The organism is Hyphomonas oceanitis SCH89, from assembly GCF_000685295.1.
GTDB lineage: Bacteria > Pseudomonadota > Alphaproteobacteria > Caulobacterales > Hyphomonadaceae > Hyphomonas > Hyphomonas oceanitis.
The window spans coordinates 91,786-118,452 of record NZ_ARYL01000008.1 but is presented as its reverse complement, the minus strand read 5'-3'; the positions used below and the strand labels follow the sequence as shown (position 1 = coordinate 118,452).

Sequence of the window (26,667 nt, the reverse complement as noted above, 5' to 3'; positions counted from 1 at the left end):
CTTCCCCCTCCGCCCTGTCGGGCACCTCCCCCGCGAACGGGGGAGGATCGCAAGGCGCTAGAACACCATCGCCTTGATGGCGTCGAAGTTCTGCACACCCCCGCCCACACGCTTCGTCGTGTAGAACAGCACGTAGGGCTTGGCCGAATACGGATCGCGCAGCACGCGCGCTCCCTGCCGGTCGGCGATCAGGTATCCGCGCCGGAAATCCCCGAACGCAATCGCCGCATTGCCTTCCCCGATATCCGGCATGTCTTCCACTTCGGTCACCGGATAGCTCATCACGGTCGCCGGCTCGCCGCCATTGCCGGGCTGCCACAGATAGCGCCCGTCACCATCCTTCAGCTTCCGGACGGCTGACACGGTGCGCCTGTTCATCACGAACCGCGCCCCGGCCCGGAACTGCGATTTCGGCGTATAGATCAGGTCAATGATCTGGTCGGCCGCGTCCTCGGCGGTAAAGTCCCCCGCCACGGAGCCGATCTTGCCCCAGACATGGCTGCCCTCGGCGACGATCTCATAGTCGAGAAACCCGCGCGGCTTGCCGCTGCCATCACCCGAAACAAAGGCCGCCGATTCCTGCGCCGCAAAGGCGCCCTCCACCTCGTCGGCGAGCCAGGCGTCCACATCGGCATAGGAATCCTCGAGCAGGGCCTGCGTCGCCGCCGGCATCGCGTAAAGCTCCCCCGCCGGGAATTCCAGCAATGCCAGCCCGTTCGTCGCCGTCTCCGGCCGTGCCGCCGTCTCGCCCACCCAGCTTGCCGCCGCGCCAAGCCCCACCGGCTTGCGGAACACGCCCGCAGACGTCTGCCGCACGGTCGCAATCGCGCGCATCGGGCTTGCCGCCATCAGCCGCGCCTCGATCAGCCGGTCCAGCTCGGGCGGGGCCACATAGCCGCCCTGCGCGTCGCTGCCTGTGTTCAGGCCCTTCGTGTCCAGCCGCGAAATGCCGCTATCATCGCCCGTGCGCAAGTAACGCCCCCAGGCCTCGCTGCGCGCATCATCTTCCCGCGCCGCCGGTGACACACCAACCTCCGGCCGCGCCATCTTCAGGCTCAGCGCCTCCAACTGGCGATCTATGCGCGTCAGTCGCTCATCCGTCAGCGGATCGCTCGCGCCCTTCGCCTCGATCTCGCCGAGCCGTTCCTCATTGGCCTGCCGGAAGGCCTCGAACGCCGCCATCATCTCGGCCACTTCCGGCTTCGGCCCCGCCATTTTCGTTTCCTTGGTCATGCTCTCTCCTTCACCAACCCAAAAAGTTTACCCGCTATCCCGGCGTACGCCGGGATCTCAGGCCGCCATCTTCCGTTCCGCGCCGCCCAGCAGCGCAAACCGCGCCGCCCCCAGCATCGGCACCGCCACCAGCGACACTTCCACCAGCTCCACCTCGATCAGCTCCCGCCCGCCCTCAACACGCGCCCGCCACAGGCGCGGCCGAAACCCGATCGACAGCCCGTCCAGCCCACGCGTCGCCAGCCCCCGCGCACTCTCCGCCTCGACAAGCCCGCGCACATACAGCCCGCGCCCGTCCTCGATCATCCGGGTCCACCGCCCGGCCACCGCGCCATTCCTGTGCTGCAACAGCATCGGCAACACGCGGCTCTCGCGCAGGCTCCGCGCAAACGCGCCCGCCCGCACCACATCCCCGCCCGCATCCGCCACCCCGAACAGGCTGGCATAGCCCTCAATCAGCAGCGCGTTTTGGTTCTTCATCTCTCGCGGCCCGTGGCCCTGCCTGCGCAGGGCACACGGAACTTGGTTCACGCGACAAAGGTCTCGCTTCCCCTGCGAAGGCAGGGGCTGCGAAAGCAGAGACGGCGAATCCAGCAGCGGGCTACTCATTCCCCGCCTCCAGCTTCCGCTCCATCCGGTCGAGTTGCGCGCGCACCGCCCCCAGTTCCGCCTCCACGCGAGCCAGCCGCTCGCCCACAGGCCGCCCGGCCTCCGCGCTCCGTTCAAGGACGGTAATCCGCTCCGCCGCCGCCCCGGCCCACACCAGTGCGCCGCCGGTCTGCACCAGCACGGCCATCACGAAGGCCAGCGTGATCTTCTTCTCGAAATTCATGTGCCCAGCCCCGCAATCGCCCGCTTCTCGTCCACGGTCGCAAAGCTCGCCCCCTCCAGCCGCGCCCACAGCGCATCGCGCTCGACCGACAGCGCCGGCACCCGGTCCACATCGCAGCGCACCTCGACATCCCCGGCCAGCGGCTCATCCAGCCACAGCGACAGGGCCGCCGCCATCTTCTCCGCCAGCGGCAACACACTCATCCGCCAGAAGGCCAGATTGGCTTCGCGATAGTTCGAATACGTATTATCCCCCGGTATGCCCAGCAGCATCGGCGGCACGCCCAGAGCCAGTGCAATCTCGCGCGCCGCCGCATTGCGCGCCTCCTGAAAATCCATCTCCGCGGGCGACAACGACATCGGCCGCCATTCGAGCCCGCCTTCCAGCAGCAGCGGTCGCCCGGCATTGGCCGCGCCGGAATAATGCGCCTCAAGTTCGCTTTTCAGCGTCTCGAACTGCTCGTCCGGCAAGCGCCCGCCGCCGCCATAGACCAGGGCCCCGGAAGGCTTCGCCGAATTGTCAATCAAGGCCTTCGCCCAGTCGGCGCTTGCATTGTGCAGGTCCAGCGCCCGTCTTGCGGCGCCCAAAGGCGGCAGGCCCATCACATCATCGGCCGGATTGAACAGTTTCAGGTGCAGCACCGGGCTCCAGCCCGTGTCCTCGCGCCGGATCAGCCGCTCCCCGCGCCGCTCGCGCACGGCCCAGGCCTCTACCCAGCCACGCGCATCCGTCACCGGCCGCACACTGTCAGGCCGCAGCGCAAAGAGGGCCGCCACGCCTTCCCGCCCGTCAATCTGCACAGCTTCAACAAACGCATTCCCGGCCAGCTGAAGCTGCGTGTAAACGCCCTCCAGAAAGCTCGCCCCCGCCATGTCCGGTGCCGGTGCGCGCAGCAGTTTCGCCGCCGCCTCATGCCCCGTCACCAGCGGCACACTGGCCGCCGCCTCGGCCACCATGCGCACACAGCGATAGGCCACCGCGTTACGCAAATAGCCGTCCTGCGTCAGCGACGCCGCGTCGCGCCCGCCCCACGCCGCTACCCCCAATTGCGACAGTGCAATCAGAGGTGCCGCCGCTTTCGATTCGCGCCGCATTCCTGCAAATGGCCACCCCCAGTTCATGCTTCGTCTCGCCTCCATGGAACTTCTTCCGATGGAGTGAATTTACCCCGGTCAGCATGCCGGTCGGACGGAAGATAATTTTCCCTAGCAATCCTCGGGCACTAGGCTGAAAAGTTGAGGGAAATGGGCTTTCCGGCCCTGCATTTTTAAACAAACAGGCAATAGCCATGCAGACCCAAATCTGCTTTGTGCCGCGCTTGTGACAGGGGAAGAGGAGCTAGCAGAATGTCGGCACGCGTCATCTCGATCGCCAACTCAAAAGGCGGTGTCGGCAAGACAACCACCTGCGTCATGCTGGCGGAAGCCTTCGCGGCTTCTGGCCGCCGCACACTCGTCGTCGATCTTGATACGCAGGCCAACGCATCGCTGCTCGTCTACGGCCACGAGGGCGATGAACACCTGTTCCAGGCGATCAATGATTACGCCACGATTTCCGACTGGCTGCTGGAGAATTTCTTCGCAAACGAGCAAAAGCGCCTCGGTGAATTCGTCGTCACCAATGCCAGCGACGTTACGCATGACGGCAAGCCGCTGCCCCTCGATCTGATCCCCTCGTCTCCGCGCCTGCGCAAGACAGAGCGCGAGCTGATCTACGAACTCACGGCCAAGAAATACTCGATGCAGGCCCTCGAAGGCCAGGTCGGCCGCCGCCTGCGCGACGACTTCGACCTGCTGAAAAGCGAGTTCGACATCATCATCTGCGACTGCCCGCCCGGCATCTCGGTCATGACCGAAAGCGTGCTCGCGGCCAGCCACCTCATCATCGTCCCCACGATCCCGGATTTCATGTCCACGCTCGGCCTCGATCTTTTCACCGGCGACATCATGAAAAACCTGCGCGATCGTGATATCGAGAACCTGCCTGTTGTCCTGGCCACCCGCTTTGACAACACGCCCCACCAGCAGGTCGTGCTGCAAGCCATGCGCGATGCCGCCAATTCGAAGGAAGCCGAATTCCGGATGTTCAAGACTGTCGTTCCTCTCAAGACCGGCTTTGCGACCAATCCGATCGAACTCGGCCCGGATCCGACCCTCTCGGCCAAATGGCCCGGTGAGGCCCTCGGCATCATCGACTCCCTCATGAAGGAAATCCTGGAGCTATTGAAATGAGCACCCTGACAGCCACCGGAGGGGCCGGCGTGCTGGCAGCCCTGCTCGACAATCGCGACCGTTTTGCCAAGCTCGGCGACAAGGACTTCACCGCCGCCGCCGGCCTCCTCGTCCGCAAGCTCATGATCTCCGCCGGCCAGACGACGGAAGACATGGTCCTCCTGCGCGAAACTGTCGGCAATGACCTTTTCGAAACCGAGCTGAAGCGCCTCACGGCCCACCAGGCTCGCCTCCTCGCCCGCCGCCTAGACAAGCATGTCGACGATTTCGAAGTCTCGACCGCCGGCGCCGCCGCCGCACACATCCGCCAGCTCCTCAACGGCACGCTCGCGCCCGCCGAGGCCAGCGATGCCACAACGCAAGAGGCCGCCCCGGCTGAAGACACGACGCCGCCCGCCGACGACACGCCCCCCACCGGCAGCGACGACGCCCCGAAGAACGCCTATTTCGGCCGCAAGTCCTTCCGCGCCGGCAACTAGGCCTGCTGCGGCCGCTCGAACAGCCTGCGGTTCTCGCTGAGGATCATCGCGGTGTCCTCCGCGCTCGGCTCCAGTGACCAGTTGCCCTTCTGGAACGTCCCGCCCAGCACGACGCCATCGCGCCGCCCGAACATGTAGGCATGGCTTCCGGTGATGATGTTGTAGTCCACCTCTTCCTGCGGCTGCAGGATCACCAGCTGCCCCCGCGCCGGCATGATGCCCGTGTCGCCGAACAGCACGCCCGCGCCAAGCCCCGTGCAGTTGAACACTACCGCTTCGGGCAGCGCCGCCACCTGCGCCACATCTTCAAACGCCTGCACCACAATCTTCCCGCCGCGCAGCCGGATATCCCGCTCCAGCACCCGCAGGTAATAGGGCGTGTCCACCATCATCGTGTCGAAACTCTTCGCGAACGGCGCATTGAAGCTCAGCTCGCCCGGTTCATACTCCCGCTCGTTCACCACGAACTCATGCATCGGGCTGCCCTTCGGCGCGGGCGTCTCCGGCTTCGCCGTGTCCGACAGCACATAATTCACTTCCCACGTGACGCCATATTCCGGCCCGGTCAGCAGCTGGAAGCGCTGGAACGCAAAGCGCGACGCCGCCACATGTTTCGCGCGGTACGCATCATCCACCAGACTGTCCTGATACACAGACGCAGGCCACCACTGCCCGCCCGCAATATTCGATGTCGTCTCCGGCGACAGCGCCTTGGCATAGATCGTCACATTGGCCCCGCGCTCCAGCAGCAGCATCGCGGTCGACAGGCCGACAATCCCGGCGCCCATCACGGCATAATCCTTCACGTTCGGGTCCCAGCCCTCCTCCACGGCCAGGTGCGCCGTGCCCCAGGACAGCGTGATGCCGCCGCCGCCATGGCCATAATTATGGATAACGGTTGTCTCGCCCAGCATCTCCCGCTCCACGCGGAATCCCGTCGGACGATACGGTCTCAGGCCCACCACAACCCGCGCCACCCGGCCCGGATCCACGATCACCGGCGGCACCTGCTTCATCACCACGCCCGGCCCGCGCGACGCTGGCACCCCCGCACACGCCGTCACCACCGCCGCCAGCCCCGTCGCCCCGAAGGCCCGCCGTGTAAGATGTCTCATGGCCCGTCTCTCCTGATTCAAGGTCGCAGCCTCCGCTGCCCCGTGTCGGAGATCAAGCCGTTTCCGCCGCCCGTGTCAGCGGACGCGGCCCCTGCCTAAGCAGCCACCACCGGCCCTTCGGTAAAGCCCGCCATCTGCGCCGCCAGCGCCCGCTTGAACGCCGGGCGCGCAAGGCACCGCGCGTGATAGGCCGCAATATTGGCCCGCTCACCCAGCAGCGTGGTCTCTTCCAGGTCGCGCAGCACGCTGGCCATCGCAATGTCGCCAATGCTGAACGCGCCCTCCAGATAATCCTTCTCGCCCAGCCAGTCCGACAGCCGCTTCAGCTTCTGGCGCACCATGGCCTCCGCGTCCGGCCGACGCAGCTTGGCCCATTCGGCGTCAGGCTCGAACTTGGCAATGATCATCAGCGGCATCACGAACGTCTCGACACTGTTCAGCGCCGCAATCACCCAGCTTGTCACCCGCGCCTTCGTGACAGGGTCGCGCGGCATCAGCTTGTCGCTCTTTTCCGCAATATAGAGCATGATCGCGCCGGATTCGAACATCTGGATATCGCCCTCTTTCAGCGCCGGCACCTGCGCAAAAGGCTGCTCCTTCAGATAGGCTTCGGGGCGCTCCTCGGACGCATTGAACAGCCGCATCCGATAGTCGATCCCAGCCTCTTCCAGCGCCCAGCGCGCGCGGATATCGCGCACATGGCCCTTCGCAAAGTCCGGCACCCAATTATAGCCCGTAAGCTCGATAGCGGCATTGGCGGTCTCGGGCATGGCGTGTCTCCTCTTGCGTCCCCGGTCTTGACATTTACGTTGATATCAACATATATAGACCATGTCAAACAGCCACGCCGTACCCTTCGAAACCACGCTCCACGTCCGCGACCATTGCCTCTGCCTCGCCGCGCAGCGTGCCGCCCGCGCCCTCTCGCGCCGCTTTGACGAGGCCTTCCGCCCCCTCGGCATCACGTCCGGCCAATACTCGCTCCTCATGTCGCTGAACCGGCCACAGCCGCCCAGCATCGGCGCCGTCGCCAGCCTCCTCGCCATGGACCGCACCACGCTCACGGCCAACCTGAAGCCCCTCGAAAAGCGCGGCCTCCTCACCTCAACGCCCGATCCCGCAGACAAGCGCAGCCGCCGCCTCGCCCTCACCGATGAAGGCCGCCGCACGCTCGCCGCCGCCGTCCCCATCTGGCGCCAGACGCATGCCGACATCGACGCAGGCCTCCCGCCACGCGCCATCAAGGGCCTGCGCACCGGCCTCGCCGCTCTCGCCTAAAGCGCTCGAATGCGCGGGCCTCCTGTCCGCTCCAGCATCAGCGCCCACACGGCCCAGACCAGCGCGTCCACCCTGTCCGGCGACCCGGTAAAGCCCTCCGCCCCGAACCGGCACATCTGGTCCTCCAGCGTCGCCAGCAGGCCGAGATGCGCCACCTTCCCCTGCTCGTACAGCAGCGCCACCGGCATCGCCCGCGCCCGCTTGCCAAGCCGCGCATGCACCAGCCGCACCGGCAACCGGCAGCCAGCGCTCTCCAGCGTCTGGCGCACCATCTCGCCGCCCTGGTTTGCCTCGGCGATAATCATGCTCGCCCCCACCGCCTCGGCCAGCGACACCGCGCGCCCCGCCCAGTCCGCCGGCCGCAGCCCCGCCGCCGAGGCATCGCCCAGCACGAAACAGCGCCGCCCAAAGCCTGCCGACTCCGCCACGCCCGCCGCAATGATCCCGCACGCATCGGCCCGTGGCCCGCTCGTCGCCGGCGGGTCCACCGCCACCACAATGTCGGCCATCTCCGGCACCGCATAGACGCGCGCCGCATCAATCATGCTGCGCAGGAACAGCGCGCCCTTGGGGTCTTCCAGCAGGTCGCCCATCAACTCCTGCCGCGCCATGGCCGATCCCGCATAGGCCGCCTCCATCATGTCGACAAAGCCCGGCGCAAGGTTCACCGCATTCTCCCGCGTCGTGCTGCGCGTCATCATGCTGCCCCCGTCCGCCACCAGCCGCCGCACGAGGTCCACAGGGCGCGGTGTCGTCGTCGCCACGCAGCGCGGGAACGCCCCCAGCCTGAGGCCCATCTGCAAAGTGTCCCACACCGCTTCGCCCTTGGCCCACGCCGCCACCTCATCGCACCAGGCCGCATCGAACTGCGGCCCCCGCAAACTGTCCGGGTCTTCCGCCGAGAAGGCGAACGCTTCGGCCCCGTTCGGCCAGACCAGCCGCCGCCGCGACACCTCATACACAGGCGCCCCTCCGGCCCCATCAAGATGGCGCAGGCCGCTCGGCCCCTCGATCATCACCTCGCGCACATCCGACAGGGCCGGCCCCACCAGCGCCACCCGGCGGCATCCCCGGCGCACCGCCATGCGCACCCATTCCGCCCCCGCCCGCGTCTTGCCAGCGCCACGTCCGCCCATGAACAACCATGTCCGCCACGCCCCCTCCGGCGGCACCTGCGTATCCCTTGCTTCGAACACGAACGGATTTTGTCTCAGGTAGGCCTTTATCTCCTCCGGAAGACTGTTCACCCCCATCCGCATCGCCATCGCCCGCACCCTGTAATCCAGCGTCGCCCAGCCCACGTTCCTGCTCGACAGCCTCAAGTCGTGCCCAGATTGCATCCTCATCCGGCTCCCTCCCATCCCCCATTCCCTCCTTCGGCGCATCGCCTGCTGCCGCCCGCATCGCGGCTTCCGTCAGCCGCCAATGCTCAGGTCACGGAAGTTGACGCCGACGCGCGCCTCGACACCGTGCTTGTCGTTGGCCAGCGCGCCATGATGGAAAGCGCCATCGCCCGCCAGCGCGCCTCCGACACGATCCAGAGCGTCGTCACCCGCGATGCCCTCGGCCAGTTCCCTGACCAGAACGTCGCCGAATCCACTCGCCGCCTCACCGGCATCAACATCCTGAACGACCAGGGCGAAGGCCGCTTCATCTCCGTGCGCGGGCTTGACCCGTCACTGAACGCCGCTTCGCTCAACGGTGTCCGCCTGCCGTCGCCGGAGTCTGATACGCGCGCCGTTGCACTCGATGTTGTTGCCTCGGAACTCATCGAATCCATCGAGGTGAAGAAGACACTGATCCCGGAAATGGACGCCGACACGATCGGTGCCTCCATCGAGATCAACACGACCAAGGCCTTCGACCGCGAAGACCTCTATATAAGCACCGTTCTGGAGGGCTCCTACAATGACCTGAACGGCGAGACATCGCCCAAGGGCTCGATCGACTTCTCGATCCCGGTCTCCGACACGTTCGGCATTGCCGGCGGCCTGTCCTACTATGATCGCAAGACGTCCACAGACAATATGGAAATGGACGGCTGGGACGAAGACGACGGCCAGGTCTACGCCGACACCGTCGAGTATCGCGACTATGATGTCGAGCGCGAGCGCCTCGGCGCTTCGCTGTCCTTCGACTGGAAAGCGACTGATGCCACCACGCTCTTTGCCCGAGGCATATACAGCCAGTTCGACGACACCGAACAGCGCGGCCGACTCACCTTCGAAATGGACGAAGCGCCCACCAGCGGCACCGGCACGACGGCCTTCTTCGACGATGCCGACGGGGAAATCACCGTCCAGCGCGATCTGAAAGACCGTTTCGAAAGCCAGAAAATCCAGTCCTATCAGATCGGTGGTGACACCCAGCTCGACAAGTGGTCGTTCGATTACCTGATCGCCTATTCGGAAGCCGAAGAGCACGAAACCAATACGGTTGACCCGACCCGTTTCGAGCGCAAGTTCGAGGGAGATGGCCTCGGCGTGACGTTCGACTATGCCAATATCGAAACCACGAAATACACGATCACCAGCGGCCAGGACCTGTTCCTCGATCCGTCGGAATATGAGTTCGATAAGATCGAAAGCATCGATGGCATGTCGACCGACAAGGAATGGTCGGGCAAGTTTGATGCGGCGCGTCGGTTTGCGCTTGCCTCGGGCGACTTCGAACTGAAGGCCGGCGTAAAGGCCCGCCTGCGCGAGAAGGACTACAACCTGACCGACCTGGTCTATGACGGCTTTGACGGCGCCGATGACTACACGCTCGCCGATGTTGCCGGCGGCCAGAGCTATGGTCTCGCTGACCTTGGTCCGCTGCCAGACCTCGGCCAGGTGCGTGCCTTCTTTGCGGCCAACCGGGATCTGTTCGAACTCAACGCCTTCGACACCGAGTATGAAACGGCTGCGGCCTTCTACGACGTCAAGGAAGACATCTACGCCGCTTATCTCCAGGGCCGTTACGAGACGGGCGATCTGACAGTCATCGGCGGTGTGCGCGTCGAGCAGACCAAGGATGATCTGAACGGCAACACGCTCGAAACCTATGAAGAGGGCGCCACCCTCAACGGCGAAGTGCTCGACGAAGACACCAATGTCATCACGCCCTTCTCGACCTCGAAGGACTATACTGACTGGTTGCCAAGCGTCAGCGTCAAGTATCAGGTCAACGACGAAATCATCCTGCGCGGCGGTGTATTCGCCAGTATCGTGCGCCCCGGCATCGGCAAACTGGCACCCCGTTTCCTGATCGAGCAGAACGATGATAACGAGCGCGAAGGCGAATTCGGCAACCCCGATCTGGATCCGTACCACGCATGGAATGCGGACATCAGCGCCGAATACTATTTCGCTCCCGGCGGCGTGATCCAGATTGGCGCGTTCTACAAGGATATCGAGGATTTCATCGTCGATCAGAACCTTGACGTGCCCGGCGTCTATCGTGGCATCGCCTATGATGAGGCCACCATCGCCATCAATGGCGACAAGGCCAAGGTCAAGGGCGTGGAGTTCAACTATCAGCAGGCGCTGGACTTCCTGCCCGGCCTGCTTGACGGGACCCTTGTCGGCTTCAACTACACCTACACGGACGCCGAAGGCGACGTGCCAGACGGTGACGGCGGCCAACGCTCCATCAACCTGCCTGCAGCAGCCAAGAACACCTGGAACGCGATGCTCGGCTACGAGAAGGAAGGCCTGTCCCTGCGCCTCACAGCCGCCTATCGCGACGAGTATCTCGACGAACTTGGCGGCGACCCTGAAAGCGACCGCTATATCAAGGACCACCTCCAGATCGACGCCTCGGCCAAGTATCGCTTCAACGATCACGTCCAGGGTTTCGTTGAGTGGGTGAACCTCAATGACGAGCCCTACCTGGCCTTCCAGAAAGGTCCGGGCACCGATCGCCTCCTGCAATACGAAACCTACTCATGGACTGCCAAGGCCGGCGTCCGCCTGACCTACTAACCGCCTCCCTCCAGCGGCCTTCCCCCACCTCAAATCCATGGGGAAGGCCGCCTATTGCGGCACAGGCTCGCCGCAATCCCATCGGGAAATGGCCCCGAACACGTACCGGGCCTGCCTGAAAGCGAGACCTTTCCTGCCTTATTCGGGGCGCAGCTTCCAATCATTGCAAATCCGCAATGAAAGGAGCTTCCCATGTTCGCCGCCGTCAGGATCCGTGCCCGTGTCTCAGACTGGAGTCCCCTGTTCTCCCGTTCAGGTCAATGGCTCGGCGCGGCCCTGACAGCGGCGGCATTTGCCGCCGGCGCCGCCTGGGCCGATCAGGAACCCCGCCTCGTCACGCCGAATGATGCCACCACCGGCACGCTGCTCTTCAAGTCATCCACCCAAGGAAAATACGTTCAGGCCCCGTCTTTGTTGACGGATGTGCAGATCGACATTTCCGGCCCCATCGCCCGCACCCGCGTCACCCAGCGCTTCGAGAACACGACCGATGGCTGGGTCGAAGGCGTCTATGTCTTCCCCCTGCCCGATGAAAGCGCCGTCGATACGCTCCGTATGCAAATCGGAGACCGCTTCATCGAAGGCATGATCGAAGAGAAGAAGAAGGCGAAAGCCATCTACGAACAGGCCAAATCCGAAGGCAAGAAGACCGCCTTGCTCGAACAGGAACGGCCAAACCTCTTCACTAATTCCGTCGCCAATATCGGCCCCGGCGAGACCATCATCGTCCAGATCGAGTATCAGGAAACCGTCCACCTCACCGACGACACCTTCTCCCTCCGCTTCCCCATGACCGTCGCCCCGCGCTACATGCCCGCCCCCGAAATCCTCACCGCCGCCCTCGGCGAAGAGGGCTGGGCCGTCGTCGACCCCGTGCCGGATCGTGACCGCATCTCCCCGCCCGTCCTCAACCCCGAACTTGGCAATGCCAACCCGCTCACGCTGAACGTCTCCCTCGATGCCGGCTTCCCGGTCGGCAAACTGGAGTCGACCTACCATCCAATGGACACGGAATGGTCCGGCAATGGCGCCGCAAACCTCACCCTGTCCTCCGGCAGTACCTATGCCAATCGCGACTTCGAACTCACCTGGACCCCCAAGGCCTCCAAGGCCCCAAGCGCAGCATTGTTTACAGAAACCATCGGTGGAGAGCCCTATTACCTCCTCATGGTCACGCCCCCCGTCGCCGCCCAGTCCGCCCCGCCCCCACCCCGCGAAATCACCTTCATTATCGACACATCCGGCTCCATGGGCGGCGAGTCGATCCGGCAGGCTCGCGACAGCCTCGCCCTCGCCATTGCCCGTCTGAAACCCGAGGACCGATTCAACGTCATCGAGTTCAATTCCGTGACCCACGCCCTGTTCGATCACCCCCTTGATGCCAGCAAAACCAACCGCGCCCGCGCCACACGCTGGGTGAACAATCTGGAGGCCACTGGCGGCACCGAAATGCTGCCCGCCCTGCGTGAAGCCCTCGCTGACCATGGCACCGGCGACGGTCGCCTGCGTCAGGTCATCTTCCTCACCGACGGCGCCATCGGCAACGAGCAACAACTGTTTGAAACCATCACCCAATACCGCGCCGACGCACGCATCTTCACCGTCGGCATCGGCTCTGCGCCCAACAGTTTCTTCATGTCCCGCGCCGCCGAACTCGGCCAGGGCAGCTATACATACATCGGCGATATCGACGAAGTCGCCGCGCGCATGGGCGCCCTCTTCACCAGGCTCGAAAGCCCCGCCATCACCAGCCTCGCCGCCACATGGCCCGACGGCACCAAGGTCGAAGCCTGGCCTTCGCCGCTGCCGGATGTCTATTCCGGCGAGACCCTCGTCATCGCCGCCCATGCCGCCGCAAAGGATGGACTGGTCTGGGTCTCCGGCCTCAACGGCGACCAGCCCTGGAAAGTCGGTCTCCCTCTCAAGCAAGCCGCAAAACGCGAGGGGATTTCCAAACTCTGGGCCCGCAAGAAAATCGCCTCGCTGGAACTCGACCGCGCCCGGGCCGACACATTGCCGGACCTGATCGACGACCAGATCCTCAGCGTCGCCCTCGCCCACCATCTCGTCTCGCGCCTCACCAGCTTGGTCGCCGTTGACGTGACCCCGAGCCGCCCGGACGGGGCTGAGCTGGACAGCGCGCAAGTGCCGCTGAACCTCCCCGCAGGCTGGGATTTCGGCAAGGTTTTCGGCCATGAAGGCATCCGCTCCGACGCGCCGATGATCCCCGTCGACGCCCTCGCCATCCGCAAGCCTGATGCGCAAAAGATGAACGCCCCCATGCAGGTCGATCGCGGCGTCCCGCTGCCGAACACGGGCACACTGTCAGACCTGAAACTGCTCGCCGGCATCATCCTCGTCCTGCTCGGCTTCATGGTGAAACTCGTCTTCCGCCGCATTCGGTTGCGCCATGCCATGTGACGCAGCCGCCAAGCGTCCTCCCCCCACATGGGGGAGGTGGCCCCGCCGGGGCCGGAGGGGGGCCTTTCTCACCTCAGCCCTCCTCCTCACCGGCCTGCTCCTGATGGGCAATGGCGCCTACCTGAAAGCCAAGGCGCTGCTCAGCCAGATCCTGCTCGCGCACGCATGGGAGGCAACACTGGACGGCGCCACAAACGCTCGCCCGTGGCCCTGGGCCGACGTGACGCCCGCCGCAAAGCTGGAGCTGCCCCGTCTCCACGCCTCAGCCATCGTGCTCACCGGCACGAGCGGTCAGGCCCTGGCCTTTGGCCCCGGGCTGATGGATGGCTCCGCTGCGCCCGGCCAGCCCGGCCTGACGCTGCTTGCCGGCCACCGGGACAGCCATTTCGCCTTCCTGCAGCACGCCGAGATTGGGGACGCGATCACCCTCACCGGCCCTAATGGCACGCCGCACATCTACACGCTCACAGAGACCCGTATCGTGGACGCAAACGCCAGCCTGCTCAGGCCCGGCGGCACAGGCGCCCCCACGCTTGCCCTGACGACCTGCTATCCCTTCAGCGGTGTCACGCCTACATCCCAGCGCTACATAGCCATCGCGCAAATGGAAGACCCGCCAACCGATGAGGCTGGCGGGTCTGGTCCTGTTGCCGAGGCAAAGGCGCGATCAGGCGCCGTCGCGATCCCAAAAGCGCAGGTTGGCGAGTTCTGAAACGAAGCTCTTGATGCTGGCGGGTTTACCCAGTTCGATACAGCCGCCATCCATGTGGTCGGCCATGCCGATGGCTTCGAAAAGCTTCATCGAGTCAGGCGTGTAGCCGATATATTTGTAGTGCGCGAAGGCGTCGTTGAGGAAGTCCTTCGCCGGTGGCTTCTTCGCCATGTCATCGGCACATTCTTCGGTCAGCATCAGCGCCACCGCATCGAAAAGCACAGACGGCCCGCCATCGATCTTCTCGTCTGCGGGGACGTGCGTGCCGTCATCAAGGTCTACGCCATTGATGGTCGGCGCCACGACGGCGACCGTGCCGCCAGCCTTCTCGACCGCGTCTTTCACGGCGTTGAACGATTTTGCCGAAGCCTCGTCGCACAGGAACACGCCGAGCTTGCGACCGGCAAAGCTCTTTGGCGGGTTCTTGAGCATGCTGAGCGCATCGGAAGCTTTCAGGTCCTGCATGGTCGGCCGGGCGGCCTTCATGGCCATCGGCGTCTTGATACCGAGACCTTCCGCGACCGTATCGGCGAGGCCCTTGTCGATATTCACGAGGTGGGCCACCATCCGCTCACGGATTTCGGCCTTCTCCACCTTGCTCAGTTCGAAAACGAGCGCGTCGCCCATATGGGCCTGCTCGATCTCGGTCTGGCTGATATAGAACTGCCGCGCCTGGCTGTAATGGTCAGCGAAGGATTCCGGCCGCAGGGCCTCCTTCTTGCCGTTGATGGGCTCGGCAAAGTGCTGGTAGCCATTGTCCGGGTCTTCGCGCGGGCCGCCATCCTTGGTGCCCCAGCTGTTGGGCTCGTAATTGGCGCGGCCGACCGGGTTCTTCATGGCCATGTGGCCGTCCTGCTGGAAGGTGCGCATGGGGCATTTGGGGGCGTTGATGGGAATATGCGTGAAGTTCGGTCCGCCGAGCCGTTTGATCTGCGTATCGAGATAGGAGAAGTTGCGCCCCTGCAGCAGCGGGTCGTCGGAAAAGCCGATGCCCGGCACCACGTTGCCCGTGCAGAAGGCGACCTGCTCGGTCTCGGCGAAGAAATTGTCGACGCGGCGGTCGAGCACCATGCGCCCGATGATACGGACGGGGATGTCTTCTTCGGGGATCAGCTTGGTCGCATCGCGCACATCAAAGGCGAAACTGTCAGCAAACTTGTCGTCGAAAATCTGGACGCCGAGTTCCCATTCGGGGAAGTCGCCCATCTCGATCGCGTTCCAGAGGTCGCGGCGGTGGAAGTCCGGGTCGGCGCCGTTGATCTTGACCGCTTCGTTCCAGACGACCGACTGCATGCCCATCTTTGGCTTCCAGTGGAATTTCACGAACGAGGATTTGCCCTTGGCATTGATCAGGCGGAACGTGTGGACGCCGAAGCCTTCCATGAAGCGCAGCGAACGCGGAATGGTCCGGTCGGACATGATCCACATGACCATGTGCATCGCTTCGGGCGAGAGGGAGATGAAGTCCCAGAAATTGTCGTGCGCCGTCTGCGCCTGCGGGAAGCCGCGATCCGGTTCGGCCTTGGCGGAGTGGATCAGGTCCGGGAATTTCATCGCGTCCTGGATGAAGAAGACGGGGATATTGTTGCCAACGAGATCCCAGTTGCCTTCATCGGTGTAGAATTTCACCGCAAAGCCGCGCACGTCGCGCGCTAGGTCCGGCGAACCCTTGTTGCCGGCAACGGTGGAGAAGCGCGTGAACAGTGGCACTTTCTTGCCGGTTTCCGTCAGCACTTTCGCGCTGGTGAATTCCTCAAGGCTGTCGGTCAGCTCGAAAAAGCCATGGGCCGCATAGCCGCGCGCATGAACGACGCGCTCCGGAATGCGCTCATGGTCGAAATGGAACATCTTTTCCCGGAAATGGAAGTCGTCCATCAGCATCGGGCCGGGCGTTCCGGCCTTCAAATGGTTCTGGTCATCGCGGACGGGGACGCCCTGCTGGGTCGTCATGGCTTCGTAGCCGTCCTTGGTGGTCTGATGGGGCGCACCGCCCTTGTCGAGGGGGGCTCCGGGCTTCATCGGCATGGGGAAATCCTTTCGCTGGAAAAGGCGGCGCAGGGCGGGCCGCATCTCTCAGCTACGCCGCCCCAAGGCTTTCGTTGCACGCTTTATGGGAAATTCGGCAAAGCCATAACCTAAGTTAAATCAAAGGCTTCAGCGGCGCGATTCATGGCCGGGTTGTAATGAAACCGAGACGATTCTGGAGCGGGTACACGGGATCGAACCGAGATAGCTAGCTTGGAAGGCTAGTGCATTACCATTATGCTATACCCGCGCCTGACGCGTCGCTCGACCATAACACAAACAGTGGTGGAGGGGACAGGATTCGAACCTGTGTACGCTATGCGGGCAGATTTACAGTCTGCTGCCTTTAACCACTCGGCCACCCCTCCAAGGGCTGCCTGCGACTTACGATAATTGACGCCGTCGCCCCGAACCGCCTAAAGGCACGTCAATTACGTGCCCTCATCCGCTTCAGGAGACGGCCTTATAGGGACGAAAGAAATGGCGCGCAACCATCCAAAACGCCGAAACACACAAGCACCTGCCGGAGCGGACGGATCGCCGCGCCCACGGCAGGACCGCCCGCGCGAGCGCAGTGGCGGCGGAGACGGCGAAGGCTGGCTGTGGGGTACACATGCGGTGACCGCTGCATTGGCCAATCCGTCGCGCACGCTGCACATGCTGCTGGCGACCGAAAACGCGGCGGCACGGCTCGGTGCGGCGCGAATCACGCCGGAAATCATCCTCGGCAAGGATCTGGACAACCGACTGCCTGCTGGCGCGGTGCATCAGGGCCTGGCGCTGAAGGCCGCGCCGCTGAACCCGGCGAGCCTGGAAGACCTGATTGACCGCGGAATCAGCCATATCTGCGTATTGGACCAGGTGTCTGACCCCCACAATCTGGGCGCGATCTACCGTTCGGCGGCCGCTTTCGGGTTTCAGGGCCTTGTTTTGCAGACGCGCCATGCCCCGCCGGTGAGCGGTGTGGTGGCCAAGAGCGCGGCGGGCGCTGTGGAAACAGTGTCTGAAGCGCGGGTGGTGAATATTGCCCGGGCGCTGGAGCAGCTGGCCGACGCTGGCTACCACACGGTGGGGCTTGCCGGGGAAGGCCGCCGTAGCCTCGCGGATGCTGTTTCGGGCACGACGAAACTGGCCATCGTGATGGGCGCCGAGGGATCGGGCCTGCGCCCGGCTGTGGCCAAGGCCTGCGCCGAGCTGGCGCGCATCCCGATTGCGCCGGAAATGGAAAGCCTGAACGTGTCCAATGCTGCCGCAATTGCGTTTTACGAAGCGAGTCGGGATCGTTTCCCAGCCGCGTGACACTCTGCTAGAGTTAACGGGTTGAATCGCCAATCGGGAGCGCGCGCGATGCTTAGACTTTTCTCCATACTCCTTCTGCTGGGCGGCATAGCGGCGGCTGTATTTGGCGGCGCGGCTGTCATGAAGAGCTTTAAAGAGCCCGCAGCCATGGACATGGAAACAGCCGGCGCCCCCCTAACGATGGACGAAATGGCCGAGGCGCCTATGCCGGAGGTTGTTCAAGCGGCACCGGAACCCGAACTGGCCATGGAAGCTGCGCCTGAGGCCAGCATGGAAGCGGCACCTGAGGCCATGGAAGAAGCCCCAATGGCGACGGCCCCGGCCCCTGAAGCCCGCTCCATGGCAAAGTCGCGTTCGCTGTCACCATCGGAGTTTTCTGACGACGAAACGGCCAGCGTCGCCTCCGTGCAGGACGCGTTTGACACTGCCGAGAACGTGGCTGAAGACGCCTTCGCCGACGTGGGCGATGCGGCCGATGCGATTGCCGAAGCGGCAGGCGTCGCGGCGCCGCCACCGCCGTCCAAATCCCATGCCGAGGCTTTCATGGAGAGTCTTCAGACCGTTCCGGTGGCACATGAGACCCCCAAGACGGCCGAATACAAGCGCGCCTTTGACGTGACCCTCGCCCTTGATGCGACGGGCGACGACACGGCGGTCGATGCCCTGCCAAACCGGGGCGGCAATATCGTAACCGGCGAGGCCAAAGTGTCCGAGCGGGTGGAAGCCCGCGTGAGCGGCGCGAATTTCGAGATCGTCGAAATGTCGCCCGGCATCCAGAAACTGTCGCCGCTGACCGAGAATGTCTGGCGCTGGTCGGTGATGCCGCTGTCGGCAGGCGACCATGACCTTGTGTTCGAGATCTATGCCATCGACCAGGATTCGGTGGTGCCGCTGCGCACGTTCCGCGATACGGTGACGGTGCAGGTGTCGGGCCTCAACCGGGCGATTGCCTTTGCCGACCAGGCCAATCCGCTGTTCGTGCTGCTGGGCGGGCTCGGCTCAGCCATTGCTGGCCTGCTTGGCGCGGTGAAATTCTTCGGGCGGCGCTAGGCGCTCAGCACTTTCCCGCAAGGCATTGCTGGAGATCGGCGGCGCAACCGCGTGCGCCTTTTTCCTGCGCATCGCTCATGCCGTCCTGCACGCGCACGACGACCGGGGCACCAGCGCGCCATTCGACTTCATAGAGATGGCCGATGGCACGCGCCTTCAGGCAGGCGGTGGCCGTGTGCAGGCATTCGTCGCCTGTGCGGATGCGGCAAACCTCTGGCTGCGTGATGATATTATGATTGGCGGCGGGCACCGGGCTGGTGAGGGGCGCAGGCGCAGGTTCGACCACGCGGGAGGTTTCCGCCGCCGGAATGAGCACCTTTTCCGTGCTGGTGGCAGCCGGTTGCGCAATAGCAGGCAGCATGGCCAAGCCGAGGCTGGCCACGCTAGCCAGGATCATGCCTGTTGCGCGAATCTGCATCTACACTTGCCCCTGTAACGGCACATTACTGATACGACATATCGTTTTCATGTACCACTCCATAAGGACAATCTTGCGTGGAATAACATTCAATGCCTTGCTGAATTGCAGGGCTCGTCTGACGTCGGGCCGCTTTGACAACGGTCTCAAAGGAGGCTTTGTGCTGGACCTATGACGAACGCAACCGAGACACCGCTCACCCTCGCCGCCGCTCAAGACTTCCTGCGGGCCCAATCAGCCCGCATTGCAGTCGATCCGATGACCAATTCGGTCTTCGCGCTGGCCCAGTCGCTTTTCCAGGATGTTGAGGCCGGACGCACCAGTATTGCTGACCTTTCGCGCTTTGCCGGTGACCTGCACCTGACGCTGATCAGCGAGCGGGCCGACCGGTTTCGCGAGCAGCATTATGACGCCGATGCCAAGGCCGCCTGGGCCGATGTGCGCGGCAGGCTGGACGTGCTGGCCGCAGAGGGCTTCGACGCGTTCAAGGCCAGCGTCGAGCAGAACACGGGCGGCATCGTGTTTACGGCCCACCCGACCTTTGCCCTTTCCCGGGCCCTTCGACAGGCCTTCACCGCGCATGTGACCCGGCCCAACAAGTCTACCCGCGCGGCGCTGCTCAAACATATCCGCGAGGATGGCCGCGAGTGGAACAAGGGCATCAACCTGAACGGCGAGCATGACGAAGTGCAGGACGCCCTGCTGAACGCCGCCGGGGCGCAGCAGGTCTATGCCAGCGTCATCCTCGACGTGGCGCGCAAGGCGTTTCCGGACCAGTGGCGCGAGCTGCGGCCCTTCCTGCCGACGCTGGCGAGCTGGGTCGGCTATGACCTTGACGGGCGCACCGATATTCACTGGTCTCAGTCGCTGACCTTCCGCCTGCGCGAAAAGGCCGACCAGCTGGCCCGTTATGGCGAGCGGCTGGAGGCCATGTCGGGCAGCGCCAAGATCGCCCCGCTCGCGCGGCTGATCGTGCGCCTGCGCGGCGCAGCCAAGGATACGGCGGGTGACGCCAAACTGTTTGACCAGGACCTGACCGACCCGGAGAAGCTGGTCGCCGCTGCCAATGCGCTGAGCAATCACAGCAAGCGCATGATCATTGATGCGACCGAGATCACGTCTGTTCTGGACGGCGTTATCCCCGAAGCCGACGATGCGCTGGCGGCCAACCTGATCGCCTTCCGGGCAGAAGTGGAGTCGCTTCAGCTCGGCACGGCGCGCATTCACCTGCGGGTCAATGCTGCGCAGGTGCGCACCGTCATCAACCGCGACCTTGGGCTTGAGACCGAGGACCGCCAGCTGGGCCGCCTTGCCCTCGCGCAGCTGTCGCAGAAGGCACGCAACTCCAAGCCGGTGGATGTGAACTTCGCTGACCTCTTCCTTGAGCAGTCGACCGCGCGGCGCCAGTTCATGATGTGCGCGCAGATTCTGAAACATATCGATTCCGGCTCGGTGATCCGCTTCCTCATCGCCGAGAGCGAGAACCCGGCGACCGTGATGGGCGCGCTTTACCTCGCCCGGCAATATGGCGTGGCCGACAAGCTCGACATCTCTCCGCTGTTCGAGACACCGGAGGCGCTGGAAACCGGCGGCCGATTCATCGAGCGCCTGCTCGAAGAGCCTGAATTCCTGCGCTATGTGAAAGAGCGCGGCTATCTCTCGATCCAGCTTGGCTTCTCTGATGCCGGACGCTTCATCGGGCAGGTCGCCGCCGACATGGCGATTGAGCGCATCCATAATCTGATCGCCCGCGCGCTGGCCGCGAAGAAGGCCGATGTGGCGCTGCTGATCTTCAACACGCATGGCGAGTCCATGGGACGCGGCGCATGGCCCGGCAGTTTCGGCCAGCGGTTCGACCATGCGCTGACGCCGTGGACGCGCAATGGCGCGGCGGCGCGCAACCTGCCGCTGATGCATGAGGTTAGCTTTCAGGGCGGTGATGGCTTCCTGCACTTTGCCAATCCGGTGATGGCCGAGACGACCTATGCCGCCTGGTGCCGCCGCTCGCTGTCGCTTCCGCCGGACACGTCGAAAGACCCGTTCTATACGCGCACCGATCTTGTCTGGGATTTCTACCGGTCCCTCAGGGCCTGGCATGAGCGCCTGTTCGTTAACCCTGACTATGGCCGACTGCTGGGCGACTTTGCCGCCGGGCTGGTGGTGAAAGCCGGGTCGCGCCAGAAGCGCCGCACGGGCGGGCCGACCGGTCCGCGCGCGTTGCGGGCGATCTCTCACAATGCGACGCTGCAGCAGCTGGGCATTCCGGCGAACACGGCGGCGGGCATCGGCTCGTCCCTGCAACGCGAGAATGACAGGCTGGTGCAGCTGATCAATACGAGCCCGCGCATGCACAGCCTGATCCTGCTGGCGCTGAATGCCCGCGTGGTGACCAGCCTGCCGGCGCTGCGCGCCTATGCCAATGTGTTCGACCCGAGCGTGTGGATCGCGCATTCGCGGCTCGCAGACCCTGAGCGGGCGGGCGCATACCGCGCCGTGTATTATGGCCTGCGCGATGACGAGACCGCGATCTCGATCAACCGGATTGCCAACCTGCTGTCGATCGACCTTGGCCGTTTTGACCGCCTTCTGGCCCAGCTCGACGATGCGCCCTCCGCCGAAGAGCGCCATGAAGGACGGCTCGACCTGCACGCGCTGCATGCCATAAGGCAGGCGCTGATGATGCATGCCTTTGTTCTGGTGGGGCAATTGCCGCGCATTTCCGAGCGTCACGACACCAATACGCGCGACCTGTTGCGCATGGTTCTGGATATGCAGATCGGCGACGCCGTGGAGATGCTGGTGAAGATCTTCCCGCGCGGGCGCGACGAGGATACGCCGTTCAAGGAGCTGACCGAGGCTGGCAGCGAAGCGAAGTCAAACGCCTATGGCTATGACCGCATCCATCGCAACATCATCGGCCCGCTCGGCGAAATCGACCGTGCACTGCATGGAATCAGCCTTGCGATCACCCATGCGTATCGGGCCTTTGGCTAGGAGCCACATTAAACTCCCGTCATTGTACAGATGTTGGCGACGGAGGCGGAGGCGTCGTTCGTTAGAGGTGTGTTGTATCGTACAGGAGACACGCCATGGCCCCATCCCTCATCCTCAAAGCTGCCTGCCTCGGAGCGCTGGCGCTCGGCGCGGGCGCCACAGCCTCTGCCGGTGACTGGCGGCTCGACCCGAAACTTTGCCCCGACATCGTGAAGGACCGGCTCGACGAGCGCGTGTCGTCTGCCCGGCCCGGCAAAGCCGATGACATTAACCACATGCGGCAGGTGAGTTGCCCGGCTTCGGCCTGGACCTACACGCCAGCGAAGGACGAGAAGTTCAAGGACGGCCCGCGCATCTATACCGGCTCGTCGATCGTCTATGTCGGCTTTGGTGGCTATTACCAGATCCCGCCCGCGCAGGCCGGGAACACCCACGCCCAGCCTGCCCGCGTCAAGATCGTGTCCCGCTAAAGGCTTCCCCAGACCCGCCGCCACCGTTTCCTCCCACCCTGGCGGCGAGGGTCCGTCATGCCGGGATGGTCCCCCGGCATGACGGACCATTTTCCGGCGCCATGACGGCAAGGTCTAGTCACAGGCAAAGCCGGTGTCGCCCGCGGCGTGGCACTTGTCAGGCCAGCCATGCACGCGCCAGTAGGCGAGCACGCCGGTCTCTTCGACCAGCGTTTTCATGTAGGGATCCTGGCGCAGGCCGGGATCAATATCGCTCCAGAGCTTGCCAAACGTGTCCTTGTCGCCATCAGGGTCGAGCGCGATCATGCGCAGCGCATTGCTGCTTTCGCCGGCCAGCAGGTAGGACGGCGTCAGGAAATCATCATCCGAAGCAAGGGTGGGGAATGCCGTGGCGGCTGCGTCGACGCTGGCTTCGTGCCGCATGATGGTGAGGTAATAGGCAACGAGCGCCGGCTTGTCCTCGACAGCAATTGTCTCCTGCAGCACAGCCGCCTCTGCCATCAGGTCTGCTGCGCGCGGGAGATCGTTATGGGCAAATGCGATCAGGCCGCGATCAAACACGGCATAGGACATGCCCGCATTAATGGCGGTCTCGAAATGGGCATCCGCCGTGTCGAGATTGCCTCGCATTCGCGCGATATAGCCGGCCACGAGGTTCATGATGGCTGAACCTGAATCGATCACGAGACCACCGGCGATCGTCTCACCGGCCTTTTCGAGGTAACCAAGCTCCATCAGCGTCTGCGCGTGCCACAGGAAGGCCGTCGTATCCTTCGGGTCGAGCGCTTCGGCATGTTCGAAATGGTCGAGTGCATCTTCCCAGCGGTTCTGGTCGAGCGCGATGCCCCCGAGCACGGCAAACGGCTCGGCTAGATCCGGGTCGAGATCGGTGGCTTTCCGGGCATAGGTCTCACCCCGTTTCCAGGCAATCTCCTTGGGTGATTTCAGATAGGTGTGTGAGACGGTATGGGCCACGGCGAGCCCTGCATAGGCACGGGCATATTCGGGATCCGCTTCGATAGCGGCTTCGAAGCCGGATATCGCCTTGGCGACGCCCCATCCGCGATTGTTCAGGTATTGGCGTGCCTTGACGTATTCGGAGAAGGCGACGGGATTTTGCGTGCCGGCATCGAACAGGGGCGCGTCACCGGCCGGCAGGTGCGAGTTGAGGGCACTGGCGACACGGCGAGCGATATCGTCCTGGACCAGAAGGAGGTCATCGGCGTGTCGGTCATAGGATTCCGACCAGAGATTATAGCCGTCGTCGACCGAGATCAGCTGCGCCGATATACGGATCCGGTCGCCGGAACGCCGCACGCTGCCCTCCAGGACGTGGGCCACGCCCAGAACCTCACCGATCTCCTTGAATTTCGGGGTCTTGCCCTTGAAGGCAAACGTGGCCGTGCGGCCCGGGACCTTGAGATCCGGGATATCGGACAGCGTGTTGAGCAGCTCCTCCGACAGGCCGTCGGCGAAATAGCCATCTTCGATGTCTGAGCTGATGGAGACGAAAGGCAATACGGCGACGGACCGCTCGGGAACGGCGCGCGCCGGGGCCCGCTGACGTCCCGGGTCTGCCGTGAGGATCAGACCGGCCACTACGATGATGAGAGCCACTGCGCCTGTCATGACCACTCGCCAGTGTTTCCGGAGCTGGACCTGCCATCCGGGGATGACGCGCGCGGGTTCGGCTGGCGGCGGCGCGGCATCCTTGCGTTTTACCAGACCCGCCGGAACGTCTTCTTCCACGTCGAAACTGACGTCAGGTATGAGCCGGTAACCCCGTTTGGGGATCGTCTCGATCAGTTCATCGCAACAGCCGGTCAGCTTGAATGCCTTGCGCAACTGGGAAATCGCCCGCGACAGGCTTTCGTCAGCGCCATGCTCGATCTTCCAGACACGGTCGATCAGGGCATCGCGCGACACGACTTCCCCGCCTGAATCGGCGAGCGCGCACAGGACATCCATCACGCGCGGCTCCAAAGGCGTTGCATCCCCCCTGTAGATGATCCGGTTACGCGCCGGATCGACCTCGCACAGTCCAACCCGGAATGGGCCGCGATGGTATTCCGTTTCCGTTTGCATCGTCAGATTCCCGCCAAAGCCGAGTTTTAGAGGATCGACGTGATTCCGCAATTGCGACGAGCGAAACAAAATCTCTTTTGATTCAATGTGATCAGGTTTTGATCAGATAACGATCAGGTGAATATCAAAAACCCATACGGTGACCGTCAGGTCATTGGTCCGGATCGGTGAGAGAGCGGCGTCACAGCAACTCCGCTGCACAAATTTTTCAAGAGACGAACCAATGAACATCACCAAATCCTTTCTCGCCGCCTTTATCGTTGCCGGCACAGCCATGGCCGCATGGGCCGACAAGACGCCTGACGTCGCCTTTACGTACAATCCTGATGCCAGCGTCAGCGAAATCTACGCCTCCATTGAAAAGACCGCCCGCGAGGTCTGCCGCAGCCAGTCTGGCACCATCCTTGGCGTGGCCACAAAAACCCGCATGGAGCGCAAATGCGTCGACGATCTCGTCGCTGCCGCCATCAACAAACTCGTCCTTGAGTCCGTCGAGAATACAGATGTTGTAAACCTCGACGCCTATTTTGAAGGATACCCGACACCCGAAATCGTCCCCACCAGTTTCGCGTCGCTGCAATAGGTACTGTCACCCCTTCAGTATCCTGCACTGGTATCCTTCAGAAGGGCGCCCCTACGGGGGCGCCCTTCATCATTCAGCAGCCCTTCTCCCAACGTCATCCCTTCCATTGACGCTTACGTGCGCGTAAACCTGCTGCAAGCAATCACTATTGATGCAAACCGGGAGAAACCCACATGGCTGAAGCCTATATTATCGACGCCTGCCGCACACCGCGCGGCATTGGCAAACAGGGCAAGGGCGCCCTTGCGCACATCCACCCCCAGCAACTGGCAGCCACCGTGCTGAAAGCCCTCGCCGAGCGCAACAAGCTCGACACGGCCACCGTTGACGACATCATCTGGGGCACAAGCAGCCAGCGCGGCGCACAAGGCGCTGACCTTGGCCGCATGGCGGCGCTTGATGCCGGTTATGACGTGAAAGCCTCCGGCGTCACGCTCGACCGTTTCTGCGGCTCGGGCATCACGTCTGTCGCGCTTGCCGCTGCGCAGGTCATGTCGGGCATGGAAGACTGCGTCATCGCAGGCGGCACCGAAATGATGAGCTACACGGCAGCCTCCGCTGACCCGAAAACACCGCCTGTCATGGACGCCGGCAACACGCGCCTGCGCGCCAGCCACCCACAGACCCAGCAAGGCGTTTGCGCCGATGCGATCGCCACGCTGGAAGGCATCGACCGCGAAGCACTCGACAACCTCGCCTATGTAAGCCAGCAGCGCGCCGACCGCGCCATCAAGGAAGGCCGTTTCGACAAGTCTGTCGTGCCGGTTTACAATGAAGATGGCTCGCTGGCCCTCGACCATGAAGAATTCCCGCGCCCGTCGACAACGATGGAAACGCTGGGCGGCCTGAAAACCGTGTTCAACATGTACATGGACATCCCGGTCGACGATCAGGGCAACACGTACGGGAACCTCCTGACACGGAAATACCCACAGCTCGAAGGCAAGATGAACCACGTTCACCATGCCGGTAACTCGTCGGGCGTTGTTGACGGTGCAGCCTGCCTGCTGATCACGTCGAAAGACTATGCCGACAAGCACGGCCTGAAGCCACGCGCCCGCATCGTTGCGACGGCAAACATGGGCGACGATCCGACACTGATGCTGAACGCACCCGTGCCTGCGGCGAAGAAAGTGCTCGAAAAAGCCGGTCTGACGACGAAGGACATCGACGTCTACGAAATCAACGAGGCGTTCTCGGTCGTTGCCGAGAAGTTCATCCGCGATCTCGATCTTGACCGTGAGAAAGTGAACATCAATGGCGGCGCCATGGCCCTTGGCCACCCGATCGGCGCAACCGGTTCGATCCTCATCGGCACCGCGCTGGACGAGCTTGAGCGTTCCGGCGGCCGCTATGGCCTGATCACGATGTGTGCCGCTGGTGGCATGGCCCCGGCCATCATCATCGAACGCATCTAGGCTTTTACGCCTGACTAAAATTCAGCCCGCTCCCGGCCGCCGGGGGCGGGCTTTTTCGT

General features: G+C 63.6%; 22 protein-coding genes and 2 tRNA genes. 12 read left to right on the top strand and 12 right to left on the bottom strand.

All coding sequences use genetic code 11. From position 1 onward, the window contains the following. Positions 1 to 57: 57 nt before the first annotated feature. The 4 genes from HOC_RS07255 to HOC_RS07240 all read right to left on the bottom strand — a co-directional run bounded on the left by HOC_RS07255 (position 58) and on the right by HOC_RS07240 (position 3,186). Positions 58 to 1,233, bottom strand: coding sequence for a phage major capsid protein (locus tag HOC_RS07255; protein ID WP_035537104.1), 1,176 nt, complete (start codon positions 1,231 to 1,233; stop codon positions 58 to 60). Between the two features lie 57 nt (positions 1,234 to 1,290). Continuing rightward, a complete protein-coding gene (locus HOC_RS07250) occupies positions 1,291 to 1,713 on the bottom strand; it encodes an HK97 family phage prohead protease (protein WP_035537103.1) in 423 nt (140 codons plus the stop codon). A gap of 121 nt (positions 1,714 to 1,834) precedes the next feature. Then, the gene (locus HOC_RS07245; RefSeq protein ID WP_035537101.1) at positions 1,835 to 2,065 is read right to left on the bottom strand and encodes a hypothetical protein; all 231 of its coding nucleotides are present in this window, start codon (positions 2,063 to 2,065) and stop codon (positions 1,835 to 1,837) included. Next, a complete protein-coding gene (locus HOC_RS07240; protein ID WP_035537099.1) occupies positions 2,062 to 3,186 on the bottom strand; it encodes a phage portal protein in 1,125 nt (374 codons plus the stop codon). Before HOC_RS07240 ends, HOC_RS07245 begins: the two co-directional genes overlap by 4 nt. Positions 3,187 to 3,411: 225 nt before the next feature. Here HOC_RS07240 and HOC_RS07235 point away from each other — a divergent pair, with 225 nt between their 5' ends. Beyond that, positions 3,412 to 4,296 (top strand): ParA family protein, encoded by an 885-nt coding sequence (locus HOC_RS07235; RefSeq protein ID WP_051624616.1) that lies wholly within the window; start codon positions 3,412 to 3,414, stop codon positions 4,294 to 4,296. Then, positions 4,293 to 4,775: a hypothetical protein gene (locus HOC_RS07230; RefSeq protein ID WP_035537097.1), complete on the top strand. Its 483-nt coding sequence runs from the start codon at positions 4,293 to 4,295 to the stop codon at positions 4,773 to 4,775. Before HOC_RS07235 ends, HOC_RS07230 begins: the two co-directional genes overlap by 4 nt. Here HOC_RS07230 and HOC_RS07225 read toward each other — a convergent pair. Next, positions 4,772 to 5,890: an FAD-dependent oxidoreductase gene (locus HOC_RS07225; protein ID WP_035537096.1), complete on the bottom strand. Its 1,119-nt coding sequence runs from the start codon at positions 5,888 to 5,890 to the stop codon at positions 4,772 to 4,774. The genes HOC_RS07230 and HOC_RS07225 overlap by 4 nt on opposite strands. 95 nt (positions 5,891 to 5,985) lie before the next feature. Next, positions 5,986 to 6,660, bottom strand: coding sequence for a glutathione S-transferase family protein (locus HOC_RS07220; RefSeq protein WP_035537094.1), 675 nt, complete (start codon positions 6,658 to 6,660; stop codon positions 5,986 to 5,988). Positions 6,661 to 6,721: 61 nt separating this feature from the next. On the opposite strand from HOC_RS07220, the gene HOC_RS07215 reads away from it, so the two are divergent. Then, entirely contained in the window at positions 6,722 to 7,168 is a 447-nt protein-coding gene (locus tag HOC_RS07215) for a MarR family winged helix-turn-helix transcriptional regulator (RefSeq protein ID WP_035537093.1), read from the top strand. Here HOC_RS07215 and HOC_RS07210 read toward each other — a convergent pair. Continuing rightward, a complete protein-coding gene (locus HOC_RS07210; RefSeq protein ID WP_156950413.1) occupies positions 7,165 to 8,433 on the bottom strand; it encodes a DNA-packaging protein in 1,269 nt (422 codons plus the stop codon). The genes HOC_RS07215 and HOC_RS07210 overlap by 4 nt on opposite strands. 60 nt (positions 8,434 to 8,493) lie before the next feature. On the opposite strand from HOC_RS07210, the gene HOC_RS07205 reads away from it, so the two are divergent. The 3 genes from HOC_RS07205 to HOC_RS07195 all read left to right on the top strand — a co-directional run bounded on the left by HOC_RS07205 (position 8,494) and on the right by HOC_RS07195 (position 14,266). After that, positions 8,494 to 11,133: a TonB-dependent receptor gene (locus tag HOC_RS07205; protein ID WP_156950412.1), complete on the top strand. Its 2,640-nt coding sequence runs from the start codon at positions 8,494 to 8,496 to the stop codon at positions 11,131 to 11,133. A gap of 192 nt (positions 11,134 to 11,325) precedes the next feature. Next, complete coding sequence (locus HOC_RS07200; protein ID WP_051624614.1) at positions 11,326 to 13,554, top strand: marine proteobacterial sortase target protein; 2,229 nt, start codon at positions 11,326 to 11,328, stop codon at positions 13,552 to 13,554. After that, a complete protein-coding gene (locus HOC_RS07195; protein ID WP_084146190.1) occupies positions 13,544 to 14,266 on the top strand; it encodes a class GN sortase in 723 nt (240 codons plus the stop codon). Before HOC_RS07200 ends, HOC_RS07195 begins: the two co-directional genes overlap by 11 nt. Here HOC_RS07195 and HOC_RS07190 read toward each other — a convergent pair. The 3 genes from HOC_RS07190 to HOC_RS07180 form a co-directional block, all read right to left on the bottom strand. Further along, the gene (locus HOC_RS07190) at positions 14,222 to 16,291 is read right to left on the bottom strand and encodes a catalase (protein WP_035537130.1); all 2,070 of its coding nucleotides are present in this window, start codon (positions 16,289 to 16,291) and stop codon (positions 14,222 to 14,224) included. The two genes, HOC_RS07195 and HOC_RS07190, sit on opposite strands and share 45 nt — an antisense overlap. 176 nt (positions 16,292 to 16,467) lie before the next feature. Then, a tRNA-Gly gene (locus HOC_RS07185) sits at positions 16,468 to 16,541 on the bottom strand. Between the two features lie 33 nt (positions 16,542 to 16,574). Further along, positions 16,575 to 16,659, bottom strand: a tRNA-Tyr gene (locus HOC_RS07180). Positions 16,660 to 16,771: 112 nt separating this feature from the next. Between HOC_RS07180 and HOC_RS07175 the strand changes: the two genes are divergently transcribed. Together HOC_RS07175 and HOC_RS07170 are read left to right on the top strand one after the other, a co-directional pair. Then, positions 16,772 to 17,590 carry a TrmH family RNA methyltransferase gene (locus tag HOC_RS07175; RefSeq protein ID WP_035537092.1) on the top strand — a complete coding sequence of 273 codons (819 nt, stop codon included), beginning with the start codon at positions 16,772 to 16,774 and terminating at the stop codon, positions 17,588 to 17,590. Positions 17,591 to 17,638: 48 nt separating this feature from the next. Beyond that, positions 17,639 to 18,640 carry a hypothetical protein gene (locus HOC_RS07170; protein WP_035537091.1) on the top strand — a complete coding sequence of 334 codons (1,002 nt, stop codon included), beginning with the start codon at positions 17,639 to 17,641 and terminating at the stop codon, positions 18,638 to 18,640. A gap of 4 nt (positions 18,641 to 18,644) precedes the next feature. On the opposite strand, the gene HOC_RS07165 is transcribed toward HOC_RS07170, so the two are convergent. After that, positions 18,645 to 19,058 carry a hypothetical protein gene (locus tag HOC_RS07165; protein ID WP_035537090.1) on the bottom strand — a complete coding sequence of 138 codons (414 nt, stop codon included), beginning with the start codon at positions 19,056 to 19,058 and terminating at the stop codon, positions 18,645 to 18,647. 171 nt (positions 19,059 to 19,229) lie between these two features. Between HOC_RS07165 and HOC_RS07160 the strand changes: the two genes are divergently transcribed. Both HOC_RS07160 and HOC_RS07155 read left to right on the top strand, forming a co-directional pair. Beyond that, positions 19,230 to 22,052 (top strand): phosphoenolpyruvate carboxylase, encoded by a 2,823-nt coding sequence (locus HOC_RS07160; RefSeq protein ID WP_035537089.1) that lies wholly within the window; start codon positions 19,230 to 19,232, stop codon positions 22,050 to 22,052. Between the two features lie 95 nt (positions 22,053 to 22,147). Continuing rightward, on the top strand, positions 22,148 to 22,522 hold the full coding sequence (locus HOC_RS07155; protein WP_051624612.1) for a hypothetical protein: 375 nt from the start codon (positions 22,148 to 22,150) through the stop codon (positions 22,520 to 22,522). Between the two features lie 114 nt (positions 22,523 to 22,636). Here the strand turns inward: HOC_RS07155 and HOC_RS21125 are convergent, their stop codons facing one another. Continuing rightward, a complete protein-coding gene (locus tag HOC_RS21125) occupies positions 22,637 to 24,607 on the bottom strand; it encodes a winged helix-turn-helix domain-containing protein (protein ID WP_051624611.1) in 1,971 nt (656 codons plus the stop codon). Between the two features lie 223 nt (positions 24,608 to 24,830). Here HOC_RS21125 and HOC_RS07145 point away from each other — a divergent pair, with 223 nt between their 5' ends. Continuing rightward, positions 24,831 to 25,190 carry a hypothetical protein gene (locus HOC_RS07145; RefSeq protein ID WP_035537085.1) on the top strand — a complete coding sequence of 120 codons (360 nt, stop codon included), beginning with the start codon at positions 24,831 to 24,833 and terminating at the stop codon, positions 25,188 to 25,190. Positions 25,191 to 25,363: 173 nt separating this feature from the next. Next, positions 25,364 to 26,608, top strand: coding sequence for an acetyl-CoA C-acetyltransferase (locus HOC_RS07140; protein ID WP_035537083.1), 1,245 nt, complete (start codon positions 25,364 to 25,366; stop codon positions 26,606 to 26,608). Positions 26,609 to 26,667 lie beyond the last annotated feature (59 nt).

Coding starts and splice junctions, on each gene's coding strand:
- HOC_RS07255 (WP_035537104.1), bottom strand. CDS start 1,233: ATGACCAAGGAAACGAAAATGGCGGGGCCGAAGCCGGAAGTGGCCGAG.
- HOC_RS07250 (WP_035537103.1), bottom strand. CDS start 1,713: ATGAAGAACCAAAACGCGCTGCTGATTGAGGGCTATGCCAGCCTGTTC.
- HOC_RS07245 (WP_035537101.1), bottom strand. CDS start 2,065: ATGAATTTCGAGAAGAAGATCACGCTGGCCTTCGTGATGGCCGTGCTG.
- HOC_RS07240 (WP_035537099.1), bottom strand. CDS start 3,186: ATGAACTGGGGGTGGCCATTTGCAGGAATGCGGCGCGAATCGAAAGCG.
- HOC_RS07235 (WP_051624616.1), top strand. CDS start 3,412: ATGTCGGCACGCGTCATCTCGATCGCCAACTCAAAAGGCGGTGTCGGC.
- HOC_RS07230 (WP_035537097.1), top strand. CDS start 4,293: ATGAGCACCCTGACAGCCACCGGAGGGGCCGGCGTGCTGGCAGCCCTG.
- HOC_RS07225 (WP_035537096.1), bottom strand. CDS start 5,890: ATGAGACATCTTACACGGCGGGCCTTCGGGGCGACGGGGCTGGCGGCG.
- HOC_RS07220 (WP_035537094.1), bottom strand. CDS start 6,660: ATGCCCGAGACCGCCAATGCCGCTATCGAGCTTACGGGCTATAATTGG.
- HOC_RS07215 (WP_035537093.1), top strand. CDS start 6,722: ATGTCAAACAGCCACGCCGTACCCTTCGAAACCACGCTCCACGTCCGC.
- HOC_RS07210 (WP_156950413.1), bottom strand. CDS start 8,433: ATGGCGATGCGGATGGGGGTGAACAGTCTTCCGGAGGAGATAAAGGCC.
- HOC_RS07200 (WP_051624614.1), top strand. CDS start 11,326: ATGTTCGCCGCCGTCAGGATCCGTGCCCGTGTCTCAGACTGGAGTCCC.
- HOC_RS07195 (WP_084146190.1), top strand. CDS start 13,544: ATGCCATGTGACGCAGCCGCCAAGCGTCCTCCCCCCACATGGGGGAGG.
- HOC_RS07190 (WP_035537130.1), bottom strand. CDS start 16,291: ATGCCGATGAAGCCCGGAGCCCCCCTCGACAAGGGCGGTGCGCCCCAT.
- HOC_RS07175 (WP_035537092.1), top strand. CDS start 16,772: ATGGCGCGCAACCATCCAAAACGCCGAAACACACAAGCACCTGCCGGA.
- HOC_RS07170 (WP_035537091.1), top strand. CDS start 17,639: ATGCTTAGACTTTTCTCCATACTCCTTCTGCTGGGCGGCATAGCGGCG.
- HOC_RS07165 (WP_035537090.1), bottom strand. CDS start 19,058: ATGCAGATTCGCGCAACAGGCATGATCCTGGCTAGCGTGGCCAGCCTC.
- HOC_RS07160 (WP_035537089.1), top strand. CDS start 19,230: ATGACGAACGCAACCGAGACACCGCTCACCCTCGCCGCCGCTCAAGAC.
- HOC_RS07155 (WP_051624612.1), top strand. CDS start 22,148: ATGGCCCCATCCCTCATCCTCAAAGCTGCCTGCCTCGGAGCGCTGGCG.
- HOC_RS21125 (WP_051624611.1), bottom strand. CDS start 24,607: ATGCAAACGGAAACGGAATACCATCGCGGCCCATTCCGGGTTGGACTG.
- HOC_RS07145 (WP_035537085.1), top strand. CDS start 24,831: ATGAACATCACCAAATCCTTTCTCGCCGCCTTTATCGTTGCCGGCACA.
- HOC_RS07140 (WP_035537083.1), top strand. CDS start 25,364: ATGGCTGAAGCCTATATTATCGACGCCTGCCGCACACCGCGCGGCATT.